General features: G+C 49.0%; 20 protein-coding genes. 7 read left to right on the forward strand and 13 right to left on the reverse strand.

Annotated elements, in window-relative coordinates:
- Positions 1-284: 284 nt before the first annotated feature.
- Positions 285-1,091: a sugar phosphate isomerase/epimerase family protein gene (locus AC58QD_RS26495; protein WP_497338046.1), complete on the reverse strand. Its 807-nt coding sequence runs from the start codon at positions 1,089-1,091 to the stop codon at positions 285-287.
- Positions 1,088-2,233 (reverse strand): glycosyltransferase family 4 protein, encoded by a 1,146-nt coding sequence (locus AC58QD_RS26500; RefSeq protein ID WP_497338047.1) that lies wholly within the window; start codon positions 2,231-2,233, stop codon positions 1,088-1,090. The genes AC58QD_RS26495 and AC58QD_RS26500 overlap by 4 nt, the downstream gene beginning before the upstream one ends.
- Positions 2,234-2,323: 90 nt before the next feature.
- On the opposite strand from AC58QD_RS26500, the gene AC58QD_RS26505 reads away from it, so the two are divergent.
- On the forward strand, positions 2,324-3,481 hold the full coding sequence (locus tag AC58QD_RS26505) for a GGDEF domain-containing protein (RefSeq protein WP_497338048.1): 1,158 nt from the start codon (positions 2,324-2,326) through the stop codon (positions 3,479-3,481).
- Between the two features lie 45 nt (positions 3,482-3,526).
- On the opposite strand, the gene AC58QD_RS26510 is transcribed toward AC58QD_RS26505, so the two are convergent.
- Positions 3,527-4,369, reverse strand: a complete 843-nt coding sequence (locus AC58QD_RS26510) for a helix-turn-helix transcriptional regulator (protein ID WP_497338049.1) — start codon at positions 4,367-4,369, stop codon at positions 3,527-3,529.
- Positions 4,370-4,490: 121 nt separating this feature from the next.
- On the opposite strand from AC58QD_RS26510, the gene AC58QD_RS26515 reads away from it, so the two are divergent.
- From AC58QD_RS26515 to AC58QD_RS26540, 6 genes are all read left to right on the forward strand, one after another.
- Positions 4,491-5,507, forward strand: a complete 1,017-nt coding sequence (locus AC58QD_RS26515; RefSeq protein WP_497338050.1) for a Gfo/Idh/MocA family protein — start codon at positions 4,491-4,493, stop codon at positions 5,505-5,507.
- On the forward strand, positions 5,504-6,436 hold the full coding sequence (locus AC58QD_RS26520) for an aldo/keto reductase (protein WP_497338051.1): 933 nt from the start codon (positions 5,504-5,506) through the stop codon (positions 6,434-6,436). Before AC58QD_RS26515 ends, AC58QD_RS26520 begins: the two co-directional genes overlap by 4 nt.
- Before the next feature lie 151 nt (positions 6,437-6,587).
- Positions 6,588-7,280, forward strand: a complete 693-nt coding sequence (locus AC58QD_RS26525) for a response regulator (protein WP_497338052.1) — start codon at positions 6,588-6,590, stop codon at positions 7,278-7,280.
- Between the two features lie 7 nt (positions 7,281-7,287).
- On the forward strand, positions 7,288-8,622 hold the full coding sequence (locus AC58QD_RS26530) for a sensor histidine kinase (protein WP_497338053.1): 1,335 nt from the start codon (positions 7,288-7,290) through the stop codon (positions 8,620-8,622).
- An 86-nt stretch (positions 8,623-8,708) separates the two neighbouring features.
- A complete protein-coding gene (locus tag AC58QD_RS26535) occupies positions 8,709-9,431 on the forward strand; it encodes an ABC transporter ATP-binding protein (protein WP_497338054.1) in 723 nt (240 codons plus the stop codon).
- Positions 9,428-12,259, forward strand: coding sequence for an ABC transporter permease (locus AC58QD_RS26540; protein WP_497338055.1), 2,832 nt, complete (start codon positions 9,428-9,430; stop codon positions 12,257-12,259). Before AC58QD_RS26535 ends, AC58QD_RS26540 begins: the two co-directional genes overlap by 4 nt.
- 68 nt (positions 12,260-12,327) lie before the next feature.
- On the opposite strand, the gene queC is transcribed toward AC58QD_RS26540, so the two are convergent.
- The 10 genes from queC to AC58QD_RS26590 all read right to left on the reverse strand — a co-directional run bounded on the left by queC (position 12,328) and on the right by AC58QD_RS26590 (position 24,591).
- Positions 12,328-13,047, reverse strand: a complete 720-nt coding sequence (gene queC / locus AC58QD_RS26545) for a 7-cyano-7-deazaguanine synthase QueC (RefSeq protein ID WP_497338056.1) — start codon at positions 13,045-13,047, stop codon at positions 12,328-12,330.
- 31 nt (positions 13,048-13,078) lie between these two features.
- Entirely contained in the window at positions 13,079-13,759 is a 681-nt protein-coding gene (locus AC58QD_RS26550; RefSeq protein ID WP_497338057.1) for a 7-carboxy-7-deazaguanine synthase QueE, read from the reverse strand.
- A gap of 3 nt (positions 13,760-13,762) precedes the next feature.
- Positions 13,763-14,230, reverse strand: a complete 468-nt coding sequence (gene queD, locus AC58QD_RS26555) for a 6-carboxytetrahydropterin synthase QueD (protein ID WP_497338058.1) — start codon at positions 14,228-14,230, stop codon at positions 13,763-13,765.
- A 186-nt stretch (positions 14,231-14,416) separates the two neighbouring features.
- Positions 14,417-15,715: an FAD-dependent oxidoreductase gene (locus AC58QD_RS26560; protein ID WP_497338059.1), complete on the reverse strand. Its 1,299-nt coding sequence runs from the start codon at positions 15,713-15,715 to the stop codon at positions 14,417-14,419.
- A gap of 42 nt (positions 15,716-15,757) precedes the next feature.
- A complete protein-coding gene (locus AC58QD_RS26565) occupies positions 15,758-17,308 on the reverse strand; it encodes an extracellular solute-binding protein (RefSeq protein ID WP_497338060.1) in 1,551 nt (516 codons plus the stop codon).
- A 56-nt stretch (positions 17,309-17,364) separates the two neighbouring features.
- Positions 17,365-18,225, reverse strand: coding sequence for a carbohydrate ABC transporter permease (locus AC58QD_RS26570; RefSeq protein ID WP_497338061.1), 861 nt, complete (start codon positions 18,223-18,225; stop codon positions 17,365-17,367).
- Positions 18,219-19,079, reverse strand: coding sequence for an ABC transporter permease (locus AC58QD_RS26575; protein ID WP_497338148.1), 861 nt, complete (start codon positions 19,077-19,079; stop codon positions 18,219-18,221). The genes AC58QD_RS26570 and AC58QD_RS26575 overlap by 7 nt, the downstream gene beginning before the upstream one ends.
- Before the next feature lie 173 nt (positions 19,080-19,252).
- Positions 19,253-21,193 carry an FAD-dependent oxidoreductase gene (locus AC58QD_RS26580; RefSeq protein WP_497338062.1) on the reverse strand — a complete coding sequence of 647 codons (1,941 nt, stop codon included), beginning with the start codon at positions 21,191-21,193 and terminating at the stop codon, positions 19,253-19,255.
- Positions 21,194-21,317: 124 nt separating this feature from the next.
- Positions 21,318-22,820, reverse strand: coding sequence for a response regulator transcription factor (locus AC58QD_RS26585; RefSeq protein WP_497338063.1), 1,503 nt, complete (start codon positions 22,818-22,820; stop codon positions 21,318-21,320).
- A complete protein-coding gene (locus AC58QD_RS26590; protein WP_497338064.1) occupies positions 22,798-24,591 on the reverse strand; it encodes a cache domain-containing sensor histidine kinase in 1,794 nt (597 codons plus the stop codon). Before AC58QD_RS26590 ends, AC58QD_RS26585 begins: the two co-directional genes overlap by 23 nt.
- Positions 24,592-24,609 lie beyond the last annotated feature (18 nt).

Raw genomic sequence — 24,609 nt, forward strand, 5'->3', positions numbered from 1 at the left:
CGAAAACGATCCAACAGCACCCTTGGCTACATGTCACCGATGCGCTTCGAACAGGAGTACTACAGACACGTTGCCTGAGTTAGGGGGGTCTACTTTCTTGACAGAAGAGCATTTTCCTGCTTATTTCAACCGTTCCGCCTGCGGAGCTCATTTTAACACGGGTTTTCCTGCTTATTTCACTCGGACAGCCTCCAGCTTATTTTGCTCATTCCGTTCTCGGAGTTTAAACAATCAAAAATGCCGCCCTTTACAGGACGGCATTCCATATAAGCGTTCCTCGCGATCTAACAATATGAAGCAAACCGCTCCTTCAAACGTCCAGACATCCACGCAGTCAAATCCCACAGATCCGCAACAGGGTCATTGGTGAATGGCAGGGTATGTAAATAACCAGGAGGGCCAAATTCAGGAGTAACCGTCAGGATATCTTTGTTTCTCTTGGCATTCTGAAGCAAGATTTGCTCCCACCAGCCTTCGTGGGCTTCTAGTTCTTGCCTATATTCAGGCGCTGCTGGGTGCGGGACCTGCGGACCCTCCGCATAACCGACTCTTGCATGAATATGGATCGAATTATTAATAATGGTTCGAAGATTATCAGATTGATCCGCTAACAACGATTCACATACGCAGCAGAAATGACTGAAGTCAGCCGTAATCTTGAGCTCCGGGTATTCTTTCAGCATGTTAGCCGTGTTCCATGGCGTGAAGAATGCTCGCCCGCGATGAGTTTCATGTCCAATGCGTACTCCAACAGCATCCTCCAACCGCAATGCTTTCTCGAAGAAAGCCCGCTGTGCATCATACGGTGTGCTGTCTTTCAGGCTGTGTGAATTGATCAGGGTCGGTTCAAGCTTGGCGGCTTGTTCGACTTGTTCGCGCAAGGAAGGGAAGTGGTCCCCTCCTTCTGTGAATACTTGAACAATTAACTCGAGCTTATGCTCCTTGACCATAGCCAGGAATGGCTTAATCTCGTCCTCCTGAGGAATGACGGTCTCAATGCCTTCATAACCTGCTTCAATAATTTGTCTGGTCTTCTCTAGCAACGATGAGCCTGGCATACCCCAAGTCGATTTTATCATTTTCAATTTCATGATGGTTTTCTCTCCCTTTTTAATTGTGTAGTTTCATATTCTTGTTTTAATTGAATAATCACGCGGCTTAACGAATACGTTTGCTTCGCTTTCATCCACGCAGATCTTGCCAACTGATATCGATAAGTGGGATCGGCCATCACTAGCTCCAAGGCGTTGCACAGACCTATTGGATCATTAGGCTGCACTAACAACCCGTTGCGGCCATGCTCGATCTGTTCGGCAATTCCCCCGACATCCGTACCCACTAATGCCAAACAGCAGAGAGCTGCTTCTGCGAAAACAGATCCAAAGGCTTCCGCACGGGAAGGAAGGACGAATATATCAAAGAAAGGCATGAATTCCTCAGGATGCAGCATATATCCATAAAAAATAATTTCTTCATAGATGTTCAGGTCAATTGCCATTTGTTCCAGCTCTTCACGAATCGGACCATCTCCGATCAGGTGAAGAACGAATGGGTGCCCTCGTCTCTTAAGCTCCGCGCATGCTGCAAGCAAGGTGTCCATCCCTTTGGCTGGTACTAGCCGGCACACGGTAATTAGCTGCGGGACCACATTCTCATGGGCAAAAGGGCGGAATCTCCGCTCATCGAAGCCATTCGGGATCACACGAATATGACTGCCATCCACCATGTAGTCTGCCGCGTAGCTTTTGAAAGATTGCGACACCGTCAAAATCCCATCAAGCTGATACTCCAGCTCTCTGTATAAGGAAGTCAAGAAGTTATGCTCCGCCCCGCCTTCCTCAATCTTGCCATTCAAGATCAACTCACGCTCATAGCTGGAGTGGATGGTAAGCAGGACTGGAGTATTAGGGAACAGCTGCTTCATGACCAGAGCGGCTATAGGGTGATGAGCATGAATCAGGTCGTAGCTCTTCTTGATGCGAAGCCGCGTCCACCATACGTAGTCCTTATAAGTTTGAATGTACTTGTCTACAATCATGTTGCCTGCGTATTGGGTCCAATCGAAGGTAGCAAAGGCCACACTCTCCGTTCCTTTACTCCTTACCCGCTTAGGGATAGAGAACAGCTCCATCTCCCATCCTTTTTCGAGAAATTGCTCGCGTATATACGGAACCATGGAGGAAACCCCGCCCGGTTGCTCCGGAGGGAAAAACAAAGCTTGTAATATATTCATGTGTGTTCGCTCCCATTTCGTAATCTGCGTTGTGAGAAATCTGCTATAATACGGATACAGTCCAGTTTTCAGTTTGGAGGCAGCTTTGATTTGAATTTATCAGATTTGTTCGTCGGAGCATATGCGCAGGTATTCACGTTGTCCTGCATGTTAATCATATTACTCATGATGTTCATCATGTCCTTGCGGTTGCTCTGGGATCGCAAGCGTAAAGCGTATATGACGCTCACTGCAGCCCTGCTTCTCATTATCATTCAGCATATGATACTCATCGTGTTGGCGGTTCGCAGTGACACGGCATTACCTTGGATTAATATCGCGGAACAGGTATTGACTGTAGTTTCGTATACGACTCTGAACATGGCCATTTATCAATTATACAACTCAACAAAAACGAGGGATACCCTTTATTTCTATTCTTTTATGCTCGTCACCTTTCTCTTGACTTTTGTGCAGCTGCAAATCCCGAAATGGCTTCAGGGTACGGACAGACAGGTTCAATTGCTGCAAAATATAGGGCTGGAGCTTTACTTATTCCTACTTATCCTGATCGGACTAGTCATCATTCCTCCGCGTATCGGACAAGCCGTTAAATACCAGATCGCAACGGCAGGTTTTTTGGTCTGTCATATGGCTCACATTGTTAATTTATATCTCGTAGACGAACCGCTGCTAGTAATTAATTTGATTCAGTATTACGTACCTATCTTTATTTACTTTATTCTGTTCCTGTTTCTATTTGATCGGATTGTTGAGCTGATGCACACGATCTACCGCTCCTCTATCACAGATGGATTAACGGGACTATACAACCGCAAATACTTTGTAAAACGTGTTTCTCAGTATACTGCTCGCGAGTTGCCAGTATATATTCTTTTCCTGGACCTCGATAATTTCAAAAAGCTGAATGACACGAGAGGTCACCAAGCAGGTGATGATGCTCTGAGGCGAGTCGCTCACATTTTATTGGATGAGAGCGAACAGATTGGGATGGCTGGACGCTATGGCGGGGAAGAAATGGTCGTTCTAGTGACGGATCATTCGGTCAAACCAGGCGAAATGGCTGAACAAATCAGGGCCAGAATCGAGCAGGAGGCCGAGGTTACGGTTAGTATCGGATACAGTAAATACCGTAAGGGACAGACGGCAGAGGAATTAATACGCGAAGCGGATCATGCCATGTACAATGCCAAGGCGAACGGGAAGAACAAAGTTGTCAAGTTCACCAAAAGCATGGCAAAGATGTAGTCAGGAGTTGGGCTAGTTAATTATTGATGAGCTTCATAGCCCGCATTACCCGCGATTCCAGAATAAAGCACGGAACTCTAACGGTGTCATCCCCTCATGCTCTTGAAACTTTTTGTGAAAATAACTGATCGTAGTATATCCAGCTTGCTCAGCTATTCGATTCACCGGCCAGTCCGAATGTTCCAGCAATAGCTGCTTGGCCGTCTGTATACGGCATGTCGTCATGAACGTTGAGGGAGTCATCTGAGTCGCTTTTTTGAACAATTTGCAAAAATAAAAAGGGCTCACCTTGGCTTGCTCGGCCCATTCCTCAAGTATGAACGGCTCTGCAGATCTCCGCCTCATTTCCGGCAGAATGTGATGGATCCGCTCTAATGCTTCTGTACTCCTATTCGCCGTGAGCGGAATCGCTTGATTAATAAACTCGGCCAACACCCAGTAAGTTAACCCCGACAAACGCGGCACATGGAGGAAATTATGCTCCGATGACTCGTTTAATAGCTCCTCATGCGCCTCTTCCCAAGGCTTCAGTTGCTTAAGCGTCCACAACGGCGAGGTGCGGAAGCCTCTTTCATTAAGAAAGGAGTGAACCTCCTTCCCGTAAAAATGCACCCACCGTACACTCCATGGATCATCCTTGCTTGTATAATATTTCTGCTCCTGAAGCGGATAGTAAAGAAAAGCGTCTCCTCTTTGTAAAAGGCGGGTCTCCTGTCGATTCTCCAAATATCCCTTTCCTCCGACTATGACGTGAATACTAAATGTTTGCCAGGTGTTCTCAGCCCGATCCACTACATGCTCTTGTTCATCCCAATACCAACCTACCGATTCCGGCAAGCAAAAATAGGGATGTCCCGTTAAAGTCGGCAATGCCACGTGCAGTCTCATTTTCTCCCACCTATCGCAATATCGTGGTATCCAGACCAATAAAATGTCATGTTCATTTTATATTCTCCCTACTATAATAGCAATATAGTCCTATAATCTAACAAATAGAGGTGAATCCAGAATGAGTAGCACAAAGAAGCTTCGCTGGGGGATTGTCGGCTGCGCCGGTATTGCCATCCGTTCCGTAATCCCAGGTATTCAGGCATCACAGACGGGAGAGGTTGTTGCCATTGCTAGCCGGGATGGTGAGAAAGCCAGATCAACCGCCGAGAAATTAGGTATTCCAACTGCGTATGACAGCTATGAAGCGCTTCTTGAGGACGACTCGATCGACGCTGTGTATATCCCGCTCCCTAATCATTTGCACAAGGAATGGACCATCCGCGCCGCGGAAGCAGGTAAACATGTATTGTGTGAAAAGCCTTTTGCTCTGACGGCAGCAGAAGCTGTCGAGATGGCAGAGGCTTGCGCCAAAGCAGGCGTGCATCTTGCTGAAGCTTTCATGTATAGACATCATCCAAGATATGATCGCATCAAGGAAATTGTCGCATCTGGCGAAATCGGCACCATTCGCGGTATTCACGGGACCTTTACATTTAACTCATCCGGAGCAACCGAGAACGTTCGTTTCCATCGCGAAATGGGCGGAGGTGCTTTGTACGATATAGGGTGTTATCCGATCTCCGCTGCTCGGTACATCCTGGGTAAAGAGCCCGAGGCTGCAACCGTAACAGCATTCTTTTCGCCGCAACACGGCAACGTCGATATGATGGCATCCGGACTAATCGAATTTCCCGATAGCGTCGGATTAACCTTCGATTGTGCGATGTGGGCGGCATTCCGCAATACTCTTGAAATTCTGGGCACAGAGGGTCGCATCTACTTGCCTTCTGCCTTCATTTCACCTCCAGATCAAATATCTGAGTTCACGGTATTTGGTAAGGAAGAACGGGTGGAAACATTCGCGCCAACGAATCAATATGCTCTGCAAGCCGATGATTTTGCCCATACGGTATGGGGAGATCAAGCTGCCCGCTTCGAGTCGGCGGATGCTGTGAACAACATGAGAATTCTGGACGCCTGCCTACTCTCAGCAGATGATAGAATACGAGTGGAACTTGGAGGAACTAAATCATGAACTTTTTCTCAATTCAAGGTATTCAAAAGCAGGTCTCCCAGTTAATTATGGGAACGGATTACTTCAATCCCGATATTCAAGAGAAAGTGAACGGGATTCTCGATTCCTATCTCGGGATTGGCGGGAATACAGTCGATACGGCTTATGGTTATTCAGGCGGCGGGAGCGAGCGTGCAATCGGCAATTGGATGACAGCACGCGGCAATCGCGATCAAATTATTGTATTGACCAAGGGCGGCCATCCGAATGCAGCGGGCAAACGAATTAACAAGGCTGCCATTGCAGAAGAACTGGAGACGAGCCTGGAGCGTCTTCAAATCGATTATATCGATCTATATGCCCTGCATAGAGATGACACCGACCTGCCGGTTGGCGTAATTGTTGAGATCCTGAACGAACACATCGAGTCAGGCCGCATCCGGGCAATCGGGGGCTCGAACTGGAGCCACCAGCGGCTGCAGGAAGCTAACGATTACGCGGCTTCCCACGGTCTGGTCGGCTTCAGCTTCAGCAGCCCGAACCTGAGCCTCGCGAAACCACAGGATGCATACTGGGCTGGCTGTATCTCAGCCGATGCAGATACATGCAAGTGGCACGAAGCGACACAGATTCCGCTGCTTTCCTGGTCCTCACAAGCGCGCGGCTTCTTCACTGGACGTTACACACCAGACAACTTGGAGAACGCAGACTTGGTGCGCGTGTTCTACAACGATGCTAACTGGGAGCGATATAACCGTGCTTCGAAGCTGGCCGCTGAGAAAGGGTACACCACGATCCAGATCGCACTTGCGTACGTTCTGAATCAGCCATTCCCATCTGCCGCTCTGATCGGTCCGCAGAATCAAGAGGAAATGGACTCCTGCAAAGAAGGCGCGGCGATCAAGCTGACGCCGGAAGAGCTCGCTTGGCTGGACTTGTCGGCTGAATAAGTCTTTACAAGAACACACATCAGTAATTCAGATGCTCCGACACGCCTAATCGTGTGTCTGGGGCTTTTTTGTATTATATTGTAGTGTAGATCGCCTAAAGTTCCGCTATAATCACATTAAGATTGCAGAACGGGTTTACGGAGGTTTCAGCATGAAGCTTTTATGGGTGGAGGATGAAAAGCGTATTGTGGAAGAGGGAACTCTTTTTTTGGAGCAAGAGGGCTGTAAGGTAACACATGCCGCTTCTTCTGAGCAAGCCGTTACATTGTTGAACCAGGAAAACTTTGACCTGATGTTGCTTGATTGGATGCTGCCTGGACAACAAGGCATTGATTTATGCAAAGAAGTACAGTCCCGTTGGAAGGTTCCTGTCATCATGTTAACAGCTAAAACGGAAGAATGGCATAAGGTGATTGCGCTGGAGATTGGTTCAGATGATTATATAACAAAACCATTTGGCATGAGAGAGCTGCTAGCAAGGATCAAAGCCGTGCTCCGCAGATCAGGCAGATTACAGCATAATCCGGCTGAAGACAATAGTCAAACGATCCAGATTGATGGTTTGATCCTCGATGTTCATCGCCACGAAGTGAGCAAAAATGGTCAGCGACTACAATTAACTCCAACGGAATTTGCCCTTTTGATTACCTTAGCGAGGCAACCCAGGCGTGTATTCAGCCGCCTTGATCTGCTTGAACAAGCGCTTGGGGACGCTTATTTCGGGTATGAGCGAACGATTGATTCCCATATACGTAACTTGCGCCGTAAGGTTGAGGATGATCCAGCGAATCCAGCTTACATCGTGACGGTATATGGAATCGGATATAAATTCGGTGGTGGTTGACATGCAGATGGATAGCAAGAAAAGCCGATTATTTACCACCGTGCTTAGTATCGCGATACTTTGTGCAGCCTTCACTTGGGGGATAAGTAAATGGAAGCACTCCAAGGAAGAAGAGATCAATGACAGGCGTGCAGCTGAGCAGATATCCAGTTATCTCACCGCCATATATGCACTTTATGGAGATTGGTCTCCAATCATTGAACAGCTTGAATTTCCTCAAGCAGAGCAGCACAACGCATTTCTGAATGGAATTGGACGAAATGTTCGCATATGGTCTGTGGATAATAGCATTCTTTGGGAACCGTTAACGGCTGCACATACTCCAGGTTTTACAGAGGACCATAAGAAGAATAGGCACATTCTGCTTCAAGACAGACAGGTGATCGGATATTTTCAGCTTCAGCATGATGATCCAGCAACACCTTGGCATGTTTGGTATGCATCCATTGTTACGGGAACTATGGTCGGTGTGGTTATGTATGGACTCCTGCTTACACAAGCATCCGCACATCGCCGCTATCAGAAAAAAATCCTGCATCAATTGACTGAAATGGAGCAAGCACCTACCTCTAGCCATACTCCTACCAAATATGACCAGCTCATTGAGGATAAACTGAGCCAGATATCCCAGAGGCTATATCGATTGGAGACAGTTCGTAAATCAATGGTCGCTGATGTCGCTCATGAGCTGCGAACACCGCTGTCTATTATGCGTGCACAGCTAGACAATGCACTGTACAATCAAGCGAGTATTGAGCCGTCACACGCGGCATTGCTGCAGGCTGAAGTATATCGCATGAGTAAATTGCTTGGTGATTTGCAGCAGCTGGCTTTAGCTGAATCCGGTCATCTCCAGTTAAACCAAGCGTGGTTACCGTTACAACCCTTGTTGGCTGCCATTGTTGATGCGTTCGCGATCGATGCAGAAGAGAAAGACATTGATTTGCTCCTGAACTGCTCGCCCTCCTTCCGCGTGTATGCGGATAAGGATCGATTGCGTCAAGTGTTCGTCAATCTGATCGGTAATGCCTTGCGGTTCGCGCGATCCAAGATTGAAATTACGGTAAAGTTGGACAACCCCTACTATGTGATTACAGTAACAGATGATGGGATGGGGATTGAAGTCGAAGACCTTCCTTACATATTCGAACGATTTTATAGCGGAGTAGTGAAAAGGAGAGAACCTGCTTCTGCTTCCGCTTCAGGCCTTGGACTCGGTCTGCCCATTGTGAAGCAATGGATTGAAACACATAATGGAGCTGTAAGTGTGTCGAGTCGATGGAATGCAGGTACTGTGTTCCATGTTCAATTGCCTGTATTCTACGAACAGCGTTTGTCTTAATCTGCACAACTTCTCCATATTTTCTCCATTAACACTTCATATTTGTTTGGTATCTTGGGAGAACAATGATGATATGAAGAGGTGTAATGATGATTCGAGCTAATCAACTGACTCACACATTCGGCAAAGAAAGCACTCTCCTGTATGCATTGAAGGAAGTGAATCTACATATCGCACATGGAGAAATGGTGAGCATGGTGGGACCATCCGGATGCGGTAAAACAACATTGCTGCAAATTCTATCAGGTATCGAGACCCCTACTTCTGGCAGTGTGTATATTGACGGTTTCAATCTCCATGATGCAGATGAGAAGAAACGAGACGCTTTCCGTCTGAACCATATGGGGTTCATCTTTCAAATGTATCATCTGGTGCCTGTTTTAACGGCTGAGGAGAACGTAGCGTTACCATTAATTGGACAAGGTGTTTCAACTAAAACCGCTAATGAACGAGCACGGACCGCATTAGCCCAAGTAGGACTTGCTGATAAGTATGAAGCATACCCAGCTATGATGTCAGGGGGACAAAATCAGCGGGCCGCTATTGCCAGAGCTATTGTTGCCGAGCCAAAGGTAATATGGGCGGATGAACCGACCGGAGCGCTCGACAGTCAAACCTCACAGCAAATTATTGGACTGCTGCGTCACATCAATGAAACGATGAACACCACAGTTGTAATGGTAACCCACGATAACCATATAGCGGCTCAAACAGACCGGATCATTCGTATGGAGAACGGACGCATCACGGAATCGGAGACGACCGGAAACATACCGAAAGTCCATTCAGCCTCCATGGTGAGACCATGAAAACTTTAATGATAAGCTCTATTACATGGAAAATGGCTTGGAGAAACCTACGCTCTCAGCCCCGCCAGACGCTGCTGTCAATCCTGGGCGGTTGTGTAGGGGCAGCTCTGGTGATGGCTGCTGTCATATTTTTTCAATCATTCGACGAAAGCGGAAACCGATGGCTGGAAAAGCACTACGGTCCGTTGGATTGGGAGATGCGTCCTGCCAATCATAATACCTATTTCACAGCAGACGAGCTTCCTCCGATTAAAGAGCAGTTAAAACACGCTAAAATTTGGATTGTTCCTGCAATTACGTTAGAGTCGACTGTGACCAAGCTGGATGGTGAGCTTCAACCAGTACATATTAGCGCAAGAAACCTTGTCATTGGGGTTGATTTCAAGGAGATGGGGACTGTTGAATCAGCAAATCCGCTATGGAGTATTGGCTTGAGTTCGGATCAAGTTGTCCTTTCTTCCGCAACTGCTGCACAATTAGCTTTACGTTCAGGCGATACCGTGAGATTAACCGCAAAGGATGGCACCGATCATCTGTTTCAGGTAACCATGATTGTTAATGAACAGGGAATAACTGGGTATCGAGGGGTGACCGCGTCGGAAGGCACACTGCTCATGAGTTTGGATTCTGCGCGTCGTTTGGCTGCCATTCCTGATCACTCGGTTACCTCCATCTTTGCTGGTGCCCACAGGACTACCGGTCAACAAATCAGCGCCCCGCACTTTCCGATTCCATCGAATCTATTCGAGGTAGCGGAGTTGAAGCAGTCGGCTATGAATCAAGTTCAGCAATTAAAGGAATCGTATGGAGTTCCGTTTGCCTTATGCAGCTTGATTGCTATTTTTGCAGGTGCCCTTCTAATGGTGCAAATCCTGCTCATGCTTGCTGACTCCCGCAAAGAGACTATTGCGATTCTACGTGCGATCGGCTTTCATCGCCGGCAAACCCAGCGCATATTTTTTGCTGAAACGCTACTCTTAAATTTACTTATTACCAGTATCGGTTTGATTGTCGGGATTGTGCTGGGTGTTAGTGTAATTGGGCTTTATAATTGGTTTCACAGTGACATGATGGATGCTTATAGCACTTATTCGATTCCCATTCTTCCATTTATCTCACTTAAGGGAATTCTACTCTCTGGTGCTGCCGTACTGATTCTACTCTCATTGTGCTCTCTTATTGCTTGTTACTGGCTCGGAAAGCACAGAATCGTATCTGCTATGCGTGGGGACTCCCAACTTACATCTGAGCGCACGGGCTTACGAAAACGAAGGATTAGAATTGTACTGACAGTTGCCGCCTGTGTCACCCTGATCACTCACATCCTTCAGCTAGTGAGCGGGAATGCAGTTGAGGTGCTTGCTAGTGGGACGCATCCCTTCCTACCACAAGGCTTGATCGTCATCCTGTTATGGCTTGCATCATCCGTGGCTGCTTTATATATCGTCATTCAGTCACTCCCGCAGCTGCAAAAGCTGTTGAAGCCAGCATTTCGTTTCATTGGTGTTGATCAGGCTGCTCAATTCCTGGCTTTCCGCTACCCGACAGGTAAATACCGGCGGGCCTTAATCGTGACACTATTATTTAGCTGCTGTTTTATGCTGATGACATTTATCCTCATCCTTAACGAGCATTTCTACAGTAACCTGAAGCAGAAATCTTATACGGTGCTGGATTATCATGCTTTTGTCAAATATGACAGTGAGGACGAGAAGCAGGAAGTGCTGACCGCAATTCGCATAAACCCGGAACTTGTCAAACTGGCTCCAACCCCTTCCATTCTTGAGCCTTATATGCTTCAAACCAATATCCAGGGGGTAGAGCCAAGAGCCCAACTTAACATCATAGCGCCGAATGATGCATTCCTGCACAACGGGATACCAAAGCTGCTGTCCAGATCATCCAAGTTCGCAACTGATGAAGAGGCATGGTTGGCTGTTAAGAACGATCCACGATATGTCATATGGGATAAGAAATACAGCTTCGCTCCTGAGGAATGGCCGGAGATGTTCACAATGAATCGACTCGTATCCAGAAAGTTAAATGTCGGGGAGAAGCTGAACCTTGTAATCTACGAAAAACCTGACGGACCTAAACCAATTGACCACGTTCCGAATCAGGCTGGCACTGAGGAAGTAGAGATAGCCGGATTCGTCGATACGAATACTGGCATGCAGTTTTATAATGTTGTGTTTGCAAATGAGCTGTTGTATGACAAATTTAAGAACCAGGGATTTCGCTGGGACTATTTGACCGAAAAAGGCTATGTCATGCTGAATATGTCCTCTCCTACACTAGCTGATATTCGAGAAGCTGAGGAACTTTTCGCTATTCAAGGTGTGCAGGGGTTCATCGCACCTGCGCTAACCGAAGGGCCGAAGGATTTGGGCAGCGTCCAGATGATGTGGATGCTCGTTGGCTTCATGGCACTTTCCGTGAGTATAGGACTTGCGGGACTCGCCATTCTCCAGCTTCGTGCCGTGCAAGAACGCGCCAAAACATTCGCCATGCTGCGTTGCATGGGCTTCAGCAAGCGTATGATCAGGCAAATCATGCTGCTTGAAGGTACATCGATAGGCTGGATAGGATTGTTGAATGGTGTATGCTTTGGTTCTATCGGCGGTTACTTCATTGTCAACCTAATGGAATCTTATAAGCCGCCGACTGCTGCTGAGCTTTCCTATCAATATCCATGGCAATTGCTTGTACCTATTACTGCTCTCTTCTTACTCCTTACATGGCTGATGAATTTGCTTCCCCCCGCTTCCATTCTGCGTCTGTCTCCTGGCGAAGCCATTCGCTCAGCGGACGAAACAGCAGTCAAGTAACAGATTGCACAACAAGCCCTCAAATCGAGTTGATTTGAGGGCTTGTCTATTCAATCATTCATGTTTGTTCAATCCTGTATCGCATACACAATCGGATCCCGCAGTCCTGCGTCCGCGAAGCCTTTCAAACGCAGCCGGCAGCTGTCACAATCTCCGCAGGCTTCAGCTTTACCGTTATAACACGAGGTTGTAAGCTCGTAAGGGACACCTAATCTGCTGCCCTCGCGAATGATGTCTGCCTTCGTAAGGGAGATCAGCGGAGTCTCAACAGAGATCCCCTTTCCTTCCACTCCAACCTTGGTCGCTAGTGCAATAACTTCCTCCACCTTGCCGATAAACTCTGGCCGACAATCCGGGTACCCGCTATAATCTAGTGCATTCACACCGATGTATATGGCTTCACAGCCCATGACTTCCGCAAAGGAAGTAGCAATCGATAAGAAAAGCAAGTTGCGCCCAGGCACATAGGTGACCGGAATCTCACTTTCCTGTTCACTCGCTTCTCCTTGATCCGCTGTAGGAACAGAGATCGTATCATCGGTCAATGCACTCCCGCCGAAGTCACGCAAAAAACCAAGCTGAACGACTTTATGACGATCTTGCACCCCATAAAACTCAGCTACTTGACGTGCGTTAGTAAGTTCTATGCGATGCCGCTGCCCATAGTCGAACGTGAGCGGATAGAGTTCATATCCAGCTTCCTTCGCCATCCCCATACAGGTTGTGCTGTCAAGCCCTCCGCTCAAGATTACAACGGCTTTGCGAACCGAATGATTGCTGTCTTTCATATCCGAACAATCCCCCTTTAACAATGTATATCTATACGCCTCGGGTCGCAGGATCCCAAATTATTTTATGCAGCTGCATATTAAGCTTGATTCCGGACAACCCGTGTTCCAGCATCAGATTAACCAGCTTATGCGGAGGCATTGTCTCCCAGACAGGACTGAACAGTGGCAATGCTTGCGTCGGGTATTTAATCAGCACCTGCTTCGCCGTATTGAAATCCAACTCGCTCCCAATCACGAATTTGAGTTCGTCTTGCGGCCGCAGCAGTCCCAGATTACCAGGCAACATACGCTCCATTTCACCAGAATCAGGAAGCTTATAGTCCATAATATACCGCACTTTGGGAGAGTCAATTCCATCCATGAACGCTGCGAGATCAATAGCCCCATTCGTCTCGATATGGATATCGGTTAATCGCTCAATTTCTAGCAAACCCTGGATCAGCGCCATAGACTGCTCACCATATAATAGGGGCTCTCCGCCTGTCAGACAGAGATGAGTCGAACGATATTGCCTCACTTGCTGGACAATTTCAGAGATCGTCATCACCTTATCGGCTTTCTCCGGGGGGTAGCTATATTTGGTATCACACCACACACATCTTAGATTGCAGCCGAACAGCCGTACAAAAACAGTAGGGAACCCTGCACGAGTTCCCTCACCTTCCACCGTTTCGAATATTTCCACCATGGGTATTTTGATTTCACTCATCACTCATTCCCCCATCATGGCTTTGGTAATGGCTGCGTAACTCGTAGGAGTTTCCCACAACCGCACTTCTTCAAGCTCTACTTGCGGATATAAGGCTTCCTCTACTAACCCGCGATGAATCTCCTCATACATCCAAACCACCATATTCTCAGCCGTTGTGTTCATAGGAGGCAGTACGTCATTCAAATAGCGGTGGTCCAGCTTGTCAATAATTCGTTCTTTGGTAATCCGCTTAATATCAGCAAAATCTATCGTTATTCCGCGATGATCTACTCTACCCGCCATAATAACCTGCACCTTGTAAGTATGGCCGTGCAAGCTTTTGCACTTTCCTTCATAACAATGCAAGTGATGGGCGCTATCGAAAGTGAACTCTTTGGACACCAGCACACGTTTATTGTGGTATTTCAACTGCGACTCTTGGATATCTCGTCCCAGCTGCTGAACAGATTGGGGAATTTCATAAGTCATACTATCACCTCAGGCCTTTATGGGCAAAACTATGACTATTATACCACCAGGCCGAGGTTCTCACAATGTGTGTTGGAAGCTGGCAGGCAGCCAGGAACCAAATACAAGCGAAAAGCCCCCCATGCCGTTGAACGGAATGAAGGGCTTTTACCATTTAATACTACTAATAATTCACTAAAGTACAGTCTATTCCCCCGCTGGGCTAGGAATTTCAGTCTGAAGGCCGATTACCGCCCCTTGCTTGGTCAGCGCCTCTTGGACTTTTCGGACATCAAGCTCTCTGGGCAGTAAATGCCCGTTCACGCATAACGCCGCCGCAGTGCCCGCAGCCTGACCTATCGCCATTGCGATAGGTTGTACGCGAATAGCCGAGTGTGCTTCATGCGTAGCCGAAATTGGACGTCCACCGATCAGCAGGTTCTCGATCTTCTTCGGTACAAGCGTCCGGAACGGAATATCGTACCATTCCCCCTCAGGCAGATGCTTCAGAATGGTGCCTTCTCCATCCGGATTGTGAATATCGACCGGGTAAGCGCCCCGCGCAATCACATCCTCGAACCGGCAGGAGTCCAAAAGCTCCTCAGCCGTTAGAATGTATTCCCCCATAACCCTGCGGGATTCACGTACACCGATCTGCGGTGCGGTCGTCTGCAGGTAAGCATCCTCAAAGGCAGGAACCTCTGCGCGGAGGAAACGGACAAGCTGTTGAACTTGACGCCGCCCTTCGATCTCCGCCTCCGTTAAGTCCCAAGGATTCGTGGCGTCCTTTCGAAGGACCCTTGTTGTATTGAAGTGAATGACACCGGGCTGGTTCGCATAGAACCAAAGAACATTTTCACGCGGACAGTCGATCTCACCCCGGCGCTTCGCTTCCAAATACAGGTCTGTTATCTCCTGCCTCGTCAACATCCGGTCCATATCCACATTCGCCATCCTGAAGTTCAGAGTCATCGGCTGACTCAGACTGTCGACTGCTCTCCCCTTCTCGACGATCGCACCAGCAAGCGCTGCCAAGTCCCCGTCACCGGTGGCGTCAACGTACATGCTCGCCTTTAGGTCGACAAGCCCGGCCTTGTTAGCGAAACGAACGGACTCGATCCGTACTCCCGCCTCATCCATGGCCGCTTCTCCAAGGAAGGAGTGGTACAGCAACTGAACTCCCGCTTCCTTGCATAGCTCCTCGGCCGCGACCTTCAAGGCTTCCGGATCGAACGCGGTCTTTTGCATCGGATGCCCATACATGCCCATTGCCGTCATCCGGTCGATCAGCTCCTGCAGGACACCGAAGATCAACTGCACATTCCTTCCGCCAGCGGCCCAATACGACATCCATGGATTCACCATCATTGCTGTCCCGGCCCCTCCCAGGAAACCATACCGTTCTACCAAGAGTGTGTCGGCACCCATGCGGGCTGCTGCTACTGCAGCGGCAATTCCGCTCGGCCCGCCTCCGGCTACAAGGACGTCATACGCTTGCCTGCTCACTGTAATCCTCTCCTCTCTTTTCATTCACGCAATGGGTAGCGATTATTTCACGAAACCTTGATCCTTGATCTGCTTCGCTCCAGCATCGACATATGCTTTATACTTGAACGTTGTTTCAAGCGTCTTGATAAAGTCGTTGTATTCGCTGATCGGACGTTTACCTGAGACAAACTTGATCATTTCCTCTTCCGCATATCGGTCTGCATCGGCTTTGTTGAAATCCGTAGGCGGAATGACCGAGCTGTCAAAGGACTTGATACGCGGAGTCTTTATGGCAAAATCGGTAGCCGCGGCTTGGTTCGGGAATTTGATCTCCAAGTATTCTTTGTTCGGGCGGCCTGTAATTTGATATACGTTAAAATAGTTGCCCTCCTTGGCCATAAGTTCCGTGGGTACGACTTTTCCGTCCTTCATGTTGTAATGCTTGCCTTCAAGTCCGTACATCGTGAGTACATTTCCCTCTCGGCCGGATACGTAATTGATAAGGTCTATCACCTTCTGCAGTTTGACTTTGTCTTTCTCCAACGCCTTCGGGATGACCCAATAGCGGGATGGCCGATCGTAATCGTAAGAGCCGTCTAACTGGCCGCCTGGCCCCTTAATAGGAGTCATTTGGACCCAGTCTGCATTCGGGTTAATCGCTTTGTATTGGGCGACGAATTCGTCCTTGGCTATATCCGTCCATCCCTTGAATATAAGGCCGGCTTTGCCCTGGAATGCCTTTTGTACCTCTACATTTCCTTTATTAGTCATGATCTCGGGATCGACCACACCTGCATCAAATAATGACTTGATATATTTCAGGGCTTCGGGCATTGCTGGATCATAATAGGCGTTAATCACCTTGCCGTCCTTTTCGTAGAACGAGCCTGGGTTACCGACTCCGTATGCTCCCATAACCGTCGCAAAACTGCCAAGCTTGGCACCCGTTATACCATAAGTGTCCTTTTTGCCATTTCCGTCTGGGTCTAGCTCAGTAAATGCTTTGGCAACTGCCATAAATTCTTCAAGGTTGGTCGGCGCCTTAAGATTCAGCTTCTTCAGCCAGTCATTGCGCACCCACATAGAGGTGAAGGGGACGTCTCCGATCCGGGGAACGGCATAGATTTTGTTGTTCACATTCACTTTCTTCATAATATCCGGGGTTAGGCCGGTGACGAAGTCCTTGGCCGGCTTCAGTTCTTTGTCAAAATACGGCGTCAGGTCAAGCAGCAAGCCTTTGTCTGCAAACTCCTTCACATCCGAGAATTCGACCGAGAACAGATCCGGATAATTGCCTCCGGACAGCCTGACCCGGATTTGGCTCTTGTAGTCTTCACCTGAAGCGATTGCCGTCAGCTGGAGATCGATATTCAGCTTCTTATCAATTGCCTTCTTAATATCATCCGCTTCCGGCGCCGGAAGCCCTGAGGCTGACATCGCCATCTGAATCTTCACTGGCCCGGACGGTGCCGCAGGCTCCGCTGTCTTAGTTGCAGCAGAATTGTCGCCTGGCTTGTCGGTAGTCTTGCTGTCCCCTGAACCGCAGCCTGCCAAAACACTTCCCGTCAACAACGCAGCTAATCCAAGAGGTACCCATTTGCTCCTATTCATCCCACTACCCCTTCCTTCCTAATCGGATCTATATTGAAGCCGGCAGTACCGGTCATTCAACCTTTGATTGAGCCTAACAGCATGCCCTTGGTGAAGTGTTTTTGCAGAAAAGGATACACAGCGAGTATCGGAACACTGGCAAATACGACAGCGGCCATTTGCATTGTAACCGTCGGGACCTGATCTTCTGCGTTCTCCAACGGCTGCATAGACAGCATAAGAATCTCTCTTACAACAACCTGCAGCGGATATAGCGAGCGGTCGGTGACGTACATGATGGCACTGAAGAAGGAATTCCAATGTCCAACTCCGTAGAACAGACCGACCGTGATCATAACGGGAAGGGACAATGGCACCGCCAGCTGGAACAGGATGCGGAATTCTCTTGCCCCGTCTATCCGCGCGGATTCGAACAGTTCTTCAGGCAGCTGCTCAAAAAAACTTTTCATAATCAGCACATTAAAGCTCGAAACGGCCGTAGGCAATATTAGCGCCCATAGGCTGTCTATTAGTCCTGTTGCTTTCACGATCAGGTACGTAGGAATAATGCCGCCGCTGAATAACAAGGTCAGGACGACCATCATCAGGAAAAAATTGCGTCCGGGCAGCTGCTTGCGGCTAAGCGGATAGGCGAGCAGCGATGTCAATATGAGGTTAATCATGGTTCCGATGACGGTAATATATACGGTGACGACAAGTGCTCTCGGGATAGCAGACGTCCCGATCAACTTCTTATAAGCGTTCAACGTAAGCTCCTTCGGGAACAAGACGTAACCGCCGTGCTTGAGAACGACCGCGAACGGGGTCAGGGAGACGGACAACACATACAGTAAGGGAACGACTGCGGCCAAGCCTACCAGCGTCAAGATCACATAGCTGAATATCCGGAACAGTTTGTCTTCTGCATTTCTCACCATATGCCTTCCCCCCATCTCTTGGCTAAGGAATTCGAGATGTAGACAAGGACAAGCCCTATCGCCGATTTGAACAGTCCGACAGCCGAAGCCAAGCTATAGTTCCATTGCTCAAGCCCTGTACGGAACACCCAAGTGTCAAGAATATCCGCAACAGGATATACTTGGACATTATACAAAATGTAAATCTGCTCAAACCCAGCATCGAGCATATGGCCAAGCCGCAGAATCAGCAGCAGAATAATCACGTGGCGAATACCGGGCAGCGTAATATGCCATACCATGCTCAGACGGCTGGCTCCGTCCACGCGCGCTGCTTCGTAGAGCGTTGGATCGATTCCAGCGATTGCGGCCAAATAAATAATCGCTCCCCACCCGAGATTTTGCCAGATTTCTGAACCAACCAGCACACTTCGGAACCACTCCGTAGAGGTCAAAAACGGGATGGAATCACTGCCCGAGTCGACAAGCCAACGGTTAACGATACCAGAATCCTGGGACAGGAACATGAGCAGAATTCCGTAGATGATAACCCATGACAAGAAATGCGGCATGTAGCTCAGCGTCTGGATCAGTGTCTTGAACCACCGAACCCGGCTTTCATTCAACAAGATCGCTAGAATGATAGGCGGAACCATGCCGAAGATAAGCTTATACACACTGATGAGAAATGTATTCGTAAGCAGTTGGGTGAAATAAGGCGACTCATAAAATTGCTGAAAATATTTGTACCAAGGATCGGCCCAGGGACTGCCCAAAATACCCTCCATCATGTCAAAGTTCTTAAATGCAATGATGACTCCGTACATGGGGAAGTATTTATAGATCAAGTAATACAGTACACCTGGCAGCAGCATAACGTAATATTCTTTGAACCCCCACACGGTCTTCAGCCGCTTTCTTAGCCGTGTACGGATTGGTGGAGTAATGGCGTTGTTCACTTCCAATGCACCGGGTTTTGGTTGCAAACAGGTCACTTCCTTTCTACGTTTCTCCAATGATGGGCGAAGTGAAAATATGAGTAACCCATCTACGTCGACCGCTTTTCTTGCAAAATCGCGTAGAGGCTTGCGACGAATTCTCCCCGAGTTACGGCACGATCCCTATCGGCCGCGGGCAAGCTTCCCACAGCCGAACCGTTTGCGCGATGTCCCCGCGCCGCAGCCATCCAACGTCTCGCATGCGTAAGCGGCAACAGCGGCTGCTCTGCCCACATTTCGCGCGGGGTCGGCTCGGTCTTTGGCATCCGCGGGCCCATGTCGGTGCCGGCGGGCAATAGCCGCAAGGAGGCGGGCAAGGCGGGTAGAGAGCGACCGCCATCCAGCGAACGCGAGCGCGCGATCCAACGAGCGGCGTCAGCCGCAGCCAGCGGCTCATTGAGCCTGATGCTGCTGCTGTCTTCGAAGAAGCCTTTGGCCATGAAGTATTGCACTGCCGCTGCTGCGTCGTTATACAGCTCTTGGGGATCGACCGGGGAGATGAGTTGACCACTCGCCAGCAGGCGATCCTGCAATTGGTCGATTGACAGGCTGCGGACGGTGCTTCCAGCAGTGATGCTGAGATCGGCCGCCACGCCAGCTGCGAAGCCGATTTGCATCCAGCACGGTTCCATCCGAATGGTCCCGAACCCCATATGCGATGCGGAGACGGCAACTGGAACGAGCAAGCCGTCAACCTTCTGCGGTACGATTACCCCGTAGGGAATTTGGTAAATCTCTGTAATCCACCCCAAACCGAGAAAGCCTTCCAGTGCTTTATTGTTCCCAACCGGCTCCCGCTTGCGAGTAGCGTGTGAATCGATTGGATAATGTCCGACGGCTATGCTGTCGAACTGCAGCGGGGCTCCTTCAAGGCCGGGGGCCAACCGCGCATCATTCTCTGTGAAGACATATTCGCCCCGAATGCGTCGAGCCTCCCGCACGTAAATTTGAGGCGGAAAATGCTCCGACTCCATAAATTCGTCCGCGGCGTAACCCCATTCCAGCGCTTCGCTCCTGAAGGACCCCGGCAGCTCCTCATCATTCTGAAGAAACCACAATAGTCCTTGAATATAATCGCGGTGCCGTTTCACAATTGCCTGCCGTGTTTCTTGACTCCCAGTAGGGTAATCCAAATTCTCTTCCGGATAATCCGTTGAGCACATGCAGAAATGATGGTTGTTGCAATCTGTCTTGAGATTAGGTACCGGAAGCATGTTCATAACGTTTCGAATCGAGGATATCCTGTCTTCCATAACGTCTTCCAGCAAGCTCAGATATTTGTCCCTTTCATAATTGGCTGGCTTCTGGAACGGAACTCGGTTATTCGGTACTGTAGTCAGACACAACCGGAAGTTGTAGGCTTGTATAAGCTCGTCTCCGTCCCCGGTACTGCCCGGGAACACTTCCTTGGACGAATCGAAGTTCATGTACAGCTTACCGGCATACTCTTCGTTCCAGACGTCCCTGGATTCGCGACCCAGATCGAACGGCACCCCGGCCATGGCGGCCAGATCTCCCTCATAAGTACCGTCAATAAATGCACCCGCTCGTACTTTGACAGCGCTTTCTTTTATTTCGTCGCGAATTGTGATTTCGCTCAACTTAAGTTCTTCCACTTGCACATCAAGCAGCATGCAAGAGCTTCTCACTTCCAGCAACGCTTCAGCAGAGATCATCTCTCGTAATATACTCGCCGCAACAGAAGGCTCAAACCATAATCCCCGATTGCAGTCCTGAACCTGCACGGAATCTGCTTCAAATGTATCGTTATAGTGCGCAACCACTCTAGCCGCAAACTCACGAAAAATGGAGCCTGCCGATTCCAACGACACGATATCCGTTCGGCCAAGTCCTCCGGTCATCATCCCACCGATATGCGAGGAAGGCTCTATCATTACAGTTCTTCGACCGCATCTCGCGGCTGCAATTGCGGCACCGATTCCACCCGGAGTCGCTCCATACACCGCTACCTCATAGTGTTGCGTTTCCATGACCCATACCCCCGTTCGTTGTCGCTTTTACATTGTGCTTCTATCAGCTTTATGTCTTAACGATAGCACGAGGGTAAGTACTAGCATAAGGAACATTTTTCATCATTTCATGGAACAAATTTAGTTACTTCGGGTCGGAGCGGTATTCGCTCGGTGTTCGCCTCGTCCACCGCCTGAATATCTTAATGAAATAGTTGGCGTTCGGAAAACCGACCCGCTCCCCTATTTCGGCTACAGACAGCTCGGTCTGTTCCAACCATCCTTTGGCATGGTCGATCCGCACCTGTTGGATGTAATGAATCAGCGTAGCTCCAGTTTTCTTCTTGAATAAGCCGCTGAAATACGCCTCGTCCATTGCTACTAAGGCGGCTACTGCTTTGAGTGTAACGTCCGAGCTATAGTGTTGGTGAATATAAGCAACTGCTTTATCAACTTCCCGGTGTCCTGTAAGCGGTTGCGTAATTGCACGATTCCGGTTGCAATAGCTCTCGGCACTTGCCAACAGACGCTCTCCAAGCTCGGAATGACTGGTGCATAGAAGGAACTCTTCCTCGGCCGTAGCATTGCAGCCTGCAATTCGGGAGAGGAGACGATCAACGCGGAGTGCCATCTCTTTCACCGCTGCCATCGGCAAACGGCGCTCCCGGGTCGTTTCCCAGCCAGCCTGCAGCCGAAGCTTGAATTCATCCAGCTTGCGCTGCTCGAAGCTGCGAATCCATTCACGTTCTGTCTTCCAAGTCAACCATTCGGACGAAGCCTGTAAAGATTCTGCTGCGGCTGTCGCTTGGAACAGACCAGTCCTCTCTTCATACCAGGCATGATCCAACTCGCGCAAGACATGATTCCAAGCTGCAGGCATCTCCCGGCTCGAAACCACTGAAGAGCATGCTGCTGTCCAAGGAAAAGCTCCTTTCTCTTCTAACGGCCGGATTATCGCCGGATTCCATATGAATACCGTCGTTTGCCCTGAGTGAGCGAACGCATGCATAATCGACCGACTTCCCGGCGTCACTAACCCAAGTTGATGGAAATCCTCCAAGTTGAACTGGTTTGCGCCGTGCAGAAATGATCCGATCCAGACCGAATCAGCCTTCACTTCCTCCAACATCGACCTGTATTCCTCCAACTGTTGAAGCTTCAGCCGTTCCCCATCACCGGCTTCTGTGCCGTTATAATGTATCGCCTGCCATGTCTCGCGATACATGCGTTGGAAAGAATGAGCCATCGCTTGAGACCTCGCTTGAAAGTTGCGAACTAATTCCCGCTTTATCTTAGTCAGCGTCTCCTCCAGAGATTGGGCGTTCATCGAGAGCTTTAACAAATAAGATGTAGCTCCGAAATCCAGCGCCTGGCGGGCATACTCAAATTCATTCATACAGGTCAGCATGACGAATAATGACTCCAGCCCTTCTTCCCTTGCCCGCTTTAATAGCTCAATACCATCCATCTCCGGCATAATGATGTCAGACACGACGAGATCAGGCCGTTCGGAACGCATGATATCCAACGCTTCCTGTCCGTTTCCAGCTTCGCTTGCAATCGTGAACCCCATGTCCTCCCATCGGATCAATTGTTTGAGCGAACGTCTTACGAACACCTCGTCTTCAACGAGCAGCACTTTCCACATCCCCTGTCCCCCTTTCACTAAAAGGTGCCGAGATCAACAGCGGGAAACTGAGTCGCACCCGCGTTCCTGCCAGTGTCGGAATAATGTCTAATCGAGCGTCCTGTTTGAATAACAGCTCCAGCCGTTCCTTTATGTTCTTCAACCCAATACTTTTTCTCTTACGTCCTGCGTGCGCAGAGGCATCCGGATTCCACCCGATTCCATTATCCTCCACTTCGAGGCAGCAACGGCCCTGCTCGGCGTAGGCACGGATCCAGATTACACCCTCCCTTTCTTTATGCGCCATCCCGTGGAAGATTGCGTTCTCCACAAGCGGCTGCAGGCTAAGCTTAGGAACGAGTGCAAAGGCAATACTTTCGTCGCACTCCCATCGGATCTCAAAGCTCTTTTCGTAACGGAACGACAGAATTGATACATAGGCCTCTGTGAGCTCCCGCTCCACCTTAAAATGAATCAGATCGGCCTCCTCATTCAAGCTTGTTTCCAGCAGCTTGCCGAGTGCTATACAGATGTTGGCCGTTTCTTCATCTCCTTTGCCAAGAACGTTCCATTTAACCACATTCAGTGTGTTCAGCAGAAAATGGGGGTTCATCTGCGAAAGCAGCATCTGGAAGCGTACTGCCTCCTGCTGTCTCTCTTCCTCTTTTAGTCTTCGCAGGAGCTCCTGGAGATCATGTACCATTTTATTGAATGCACGGGCTAAAGCGAGTACTTCGCCTTTATACTTGCCTGTTGGAAGCTTGGTTAGGAAAACTTTATCCGACACCTCCGACATCTTTTTCTGAAGCAGCCTTAACGGACGGGTAATCGTCGACAGGATGAAAAATGTGATGACGATGAAGAGCAGTGTGAACAGAAGGAAGGAAGTGATCATCTGCTGCTTCATTTGTTCGATATCGCCGAAGAACAATTGTAGCGGAAACCGGCTCATGAGCGTCCACTGCATGGCCGGCACAGACATTTGATTGTACAAGTATGACCCTTCTATCAAGTGGAAAGTGCCCGAGTGTTCCGAATCGGCATGTATAAAAGCTGCAAGAGTGAGGTCCGACTGCTCCCCTGTCCCGCCTATGATGGCATTCTTTTCGTTCAGCAGAAAAAAATCCTGAGTAATGGGAAAGCTCCTCGCCATAGAAGAGAGCCAGGTCTGGAAGTCTATGCTTATGCGAAGCAGCCCTATCTCACGGCCTTGACTATCATGCAGCACCGAATACAAGGTGACGAGACGGGGGCTCTTGCTGTCTTCTCGCCCGAGATCCGACTCTTGATCCGATACCCAAAGATAGGAGGCTTGCCCACTCTTGAGGCTTTCGATTCCTTTTTGCCCCATATAGCCGTCATAAGATAACTGTTTGCTAGGGGAGTATGAGGCATACTGATGGTCTTGCCGGTCCGTCAGCCAGTAATATACGTAAGGGGAAGTGAGCGTCTTGCTCTTGATTTCATTCCAAATGCTGTCCATCATCTTACGGTTTGCTGTTTCTTCTTCCTTGGTGAAAGTATTCCCGCCCGTCAGCATTTCGACAACAGCAGGATCTTTCTCCAACCGGACGGCGATGAGGAATACGGTCCTCCGAAGATCCTCAAACGTAAGCTTCAGCTGCTCCAGCTGTTCGGTGTTCTGCTCGATGATTTGTTGCTCGAAGGTTCGTTCAATCTTGCTAATACTTTGAAATTGGAGAAATGAATACGGCAGAATTATAAGCAACAAAAACGCTAGAAAAAGACGATTTTTCAAAGAAGATAGAGCGAAAAAGTCGGCAACTTTCATGTCTCACACTCCCGCGTT

Source organism: Paenibacillus sp. J2R1T-4 (genome assembly GCF_059692235.1).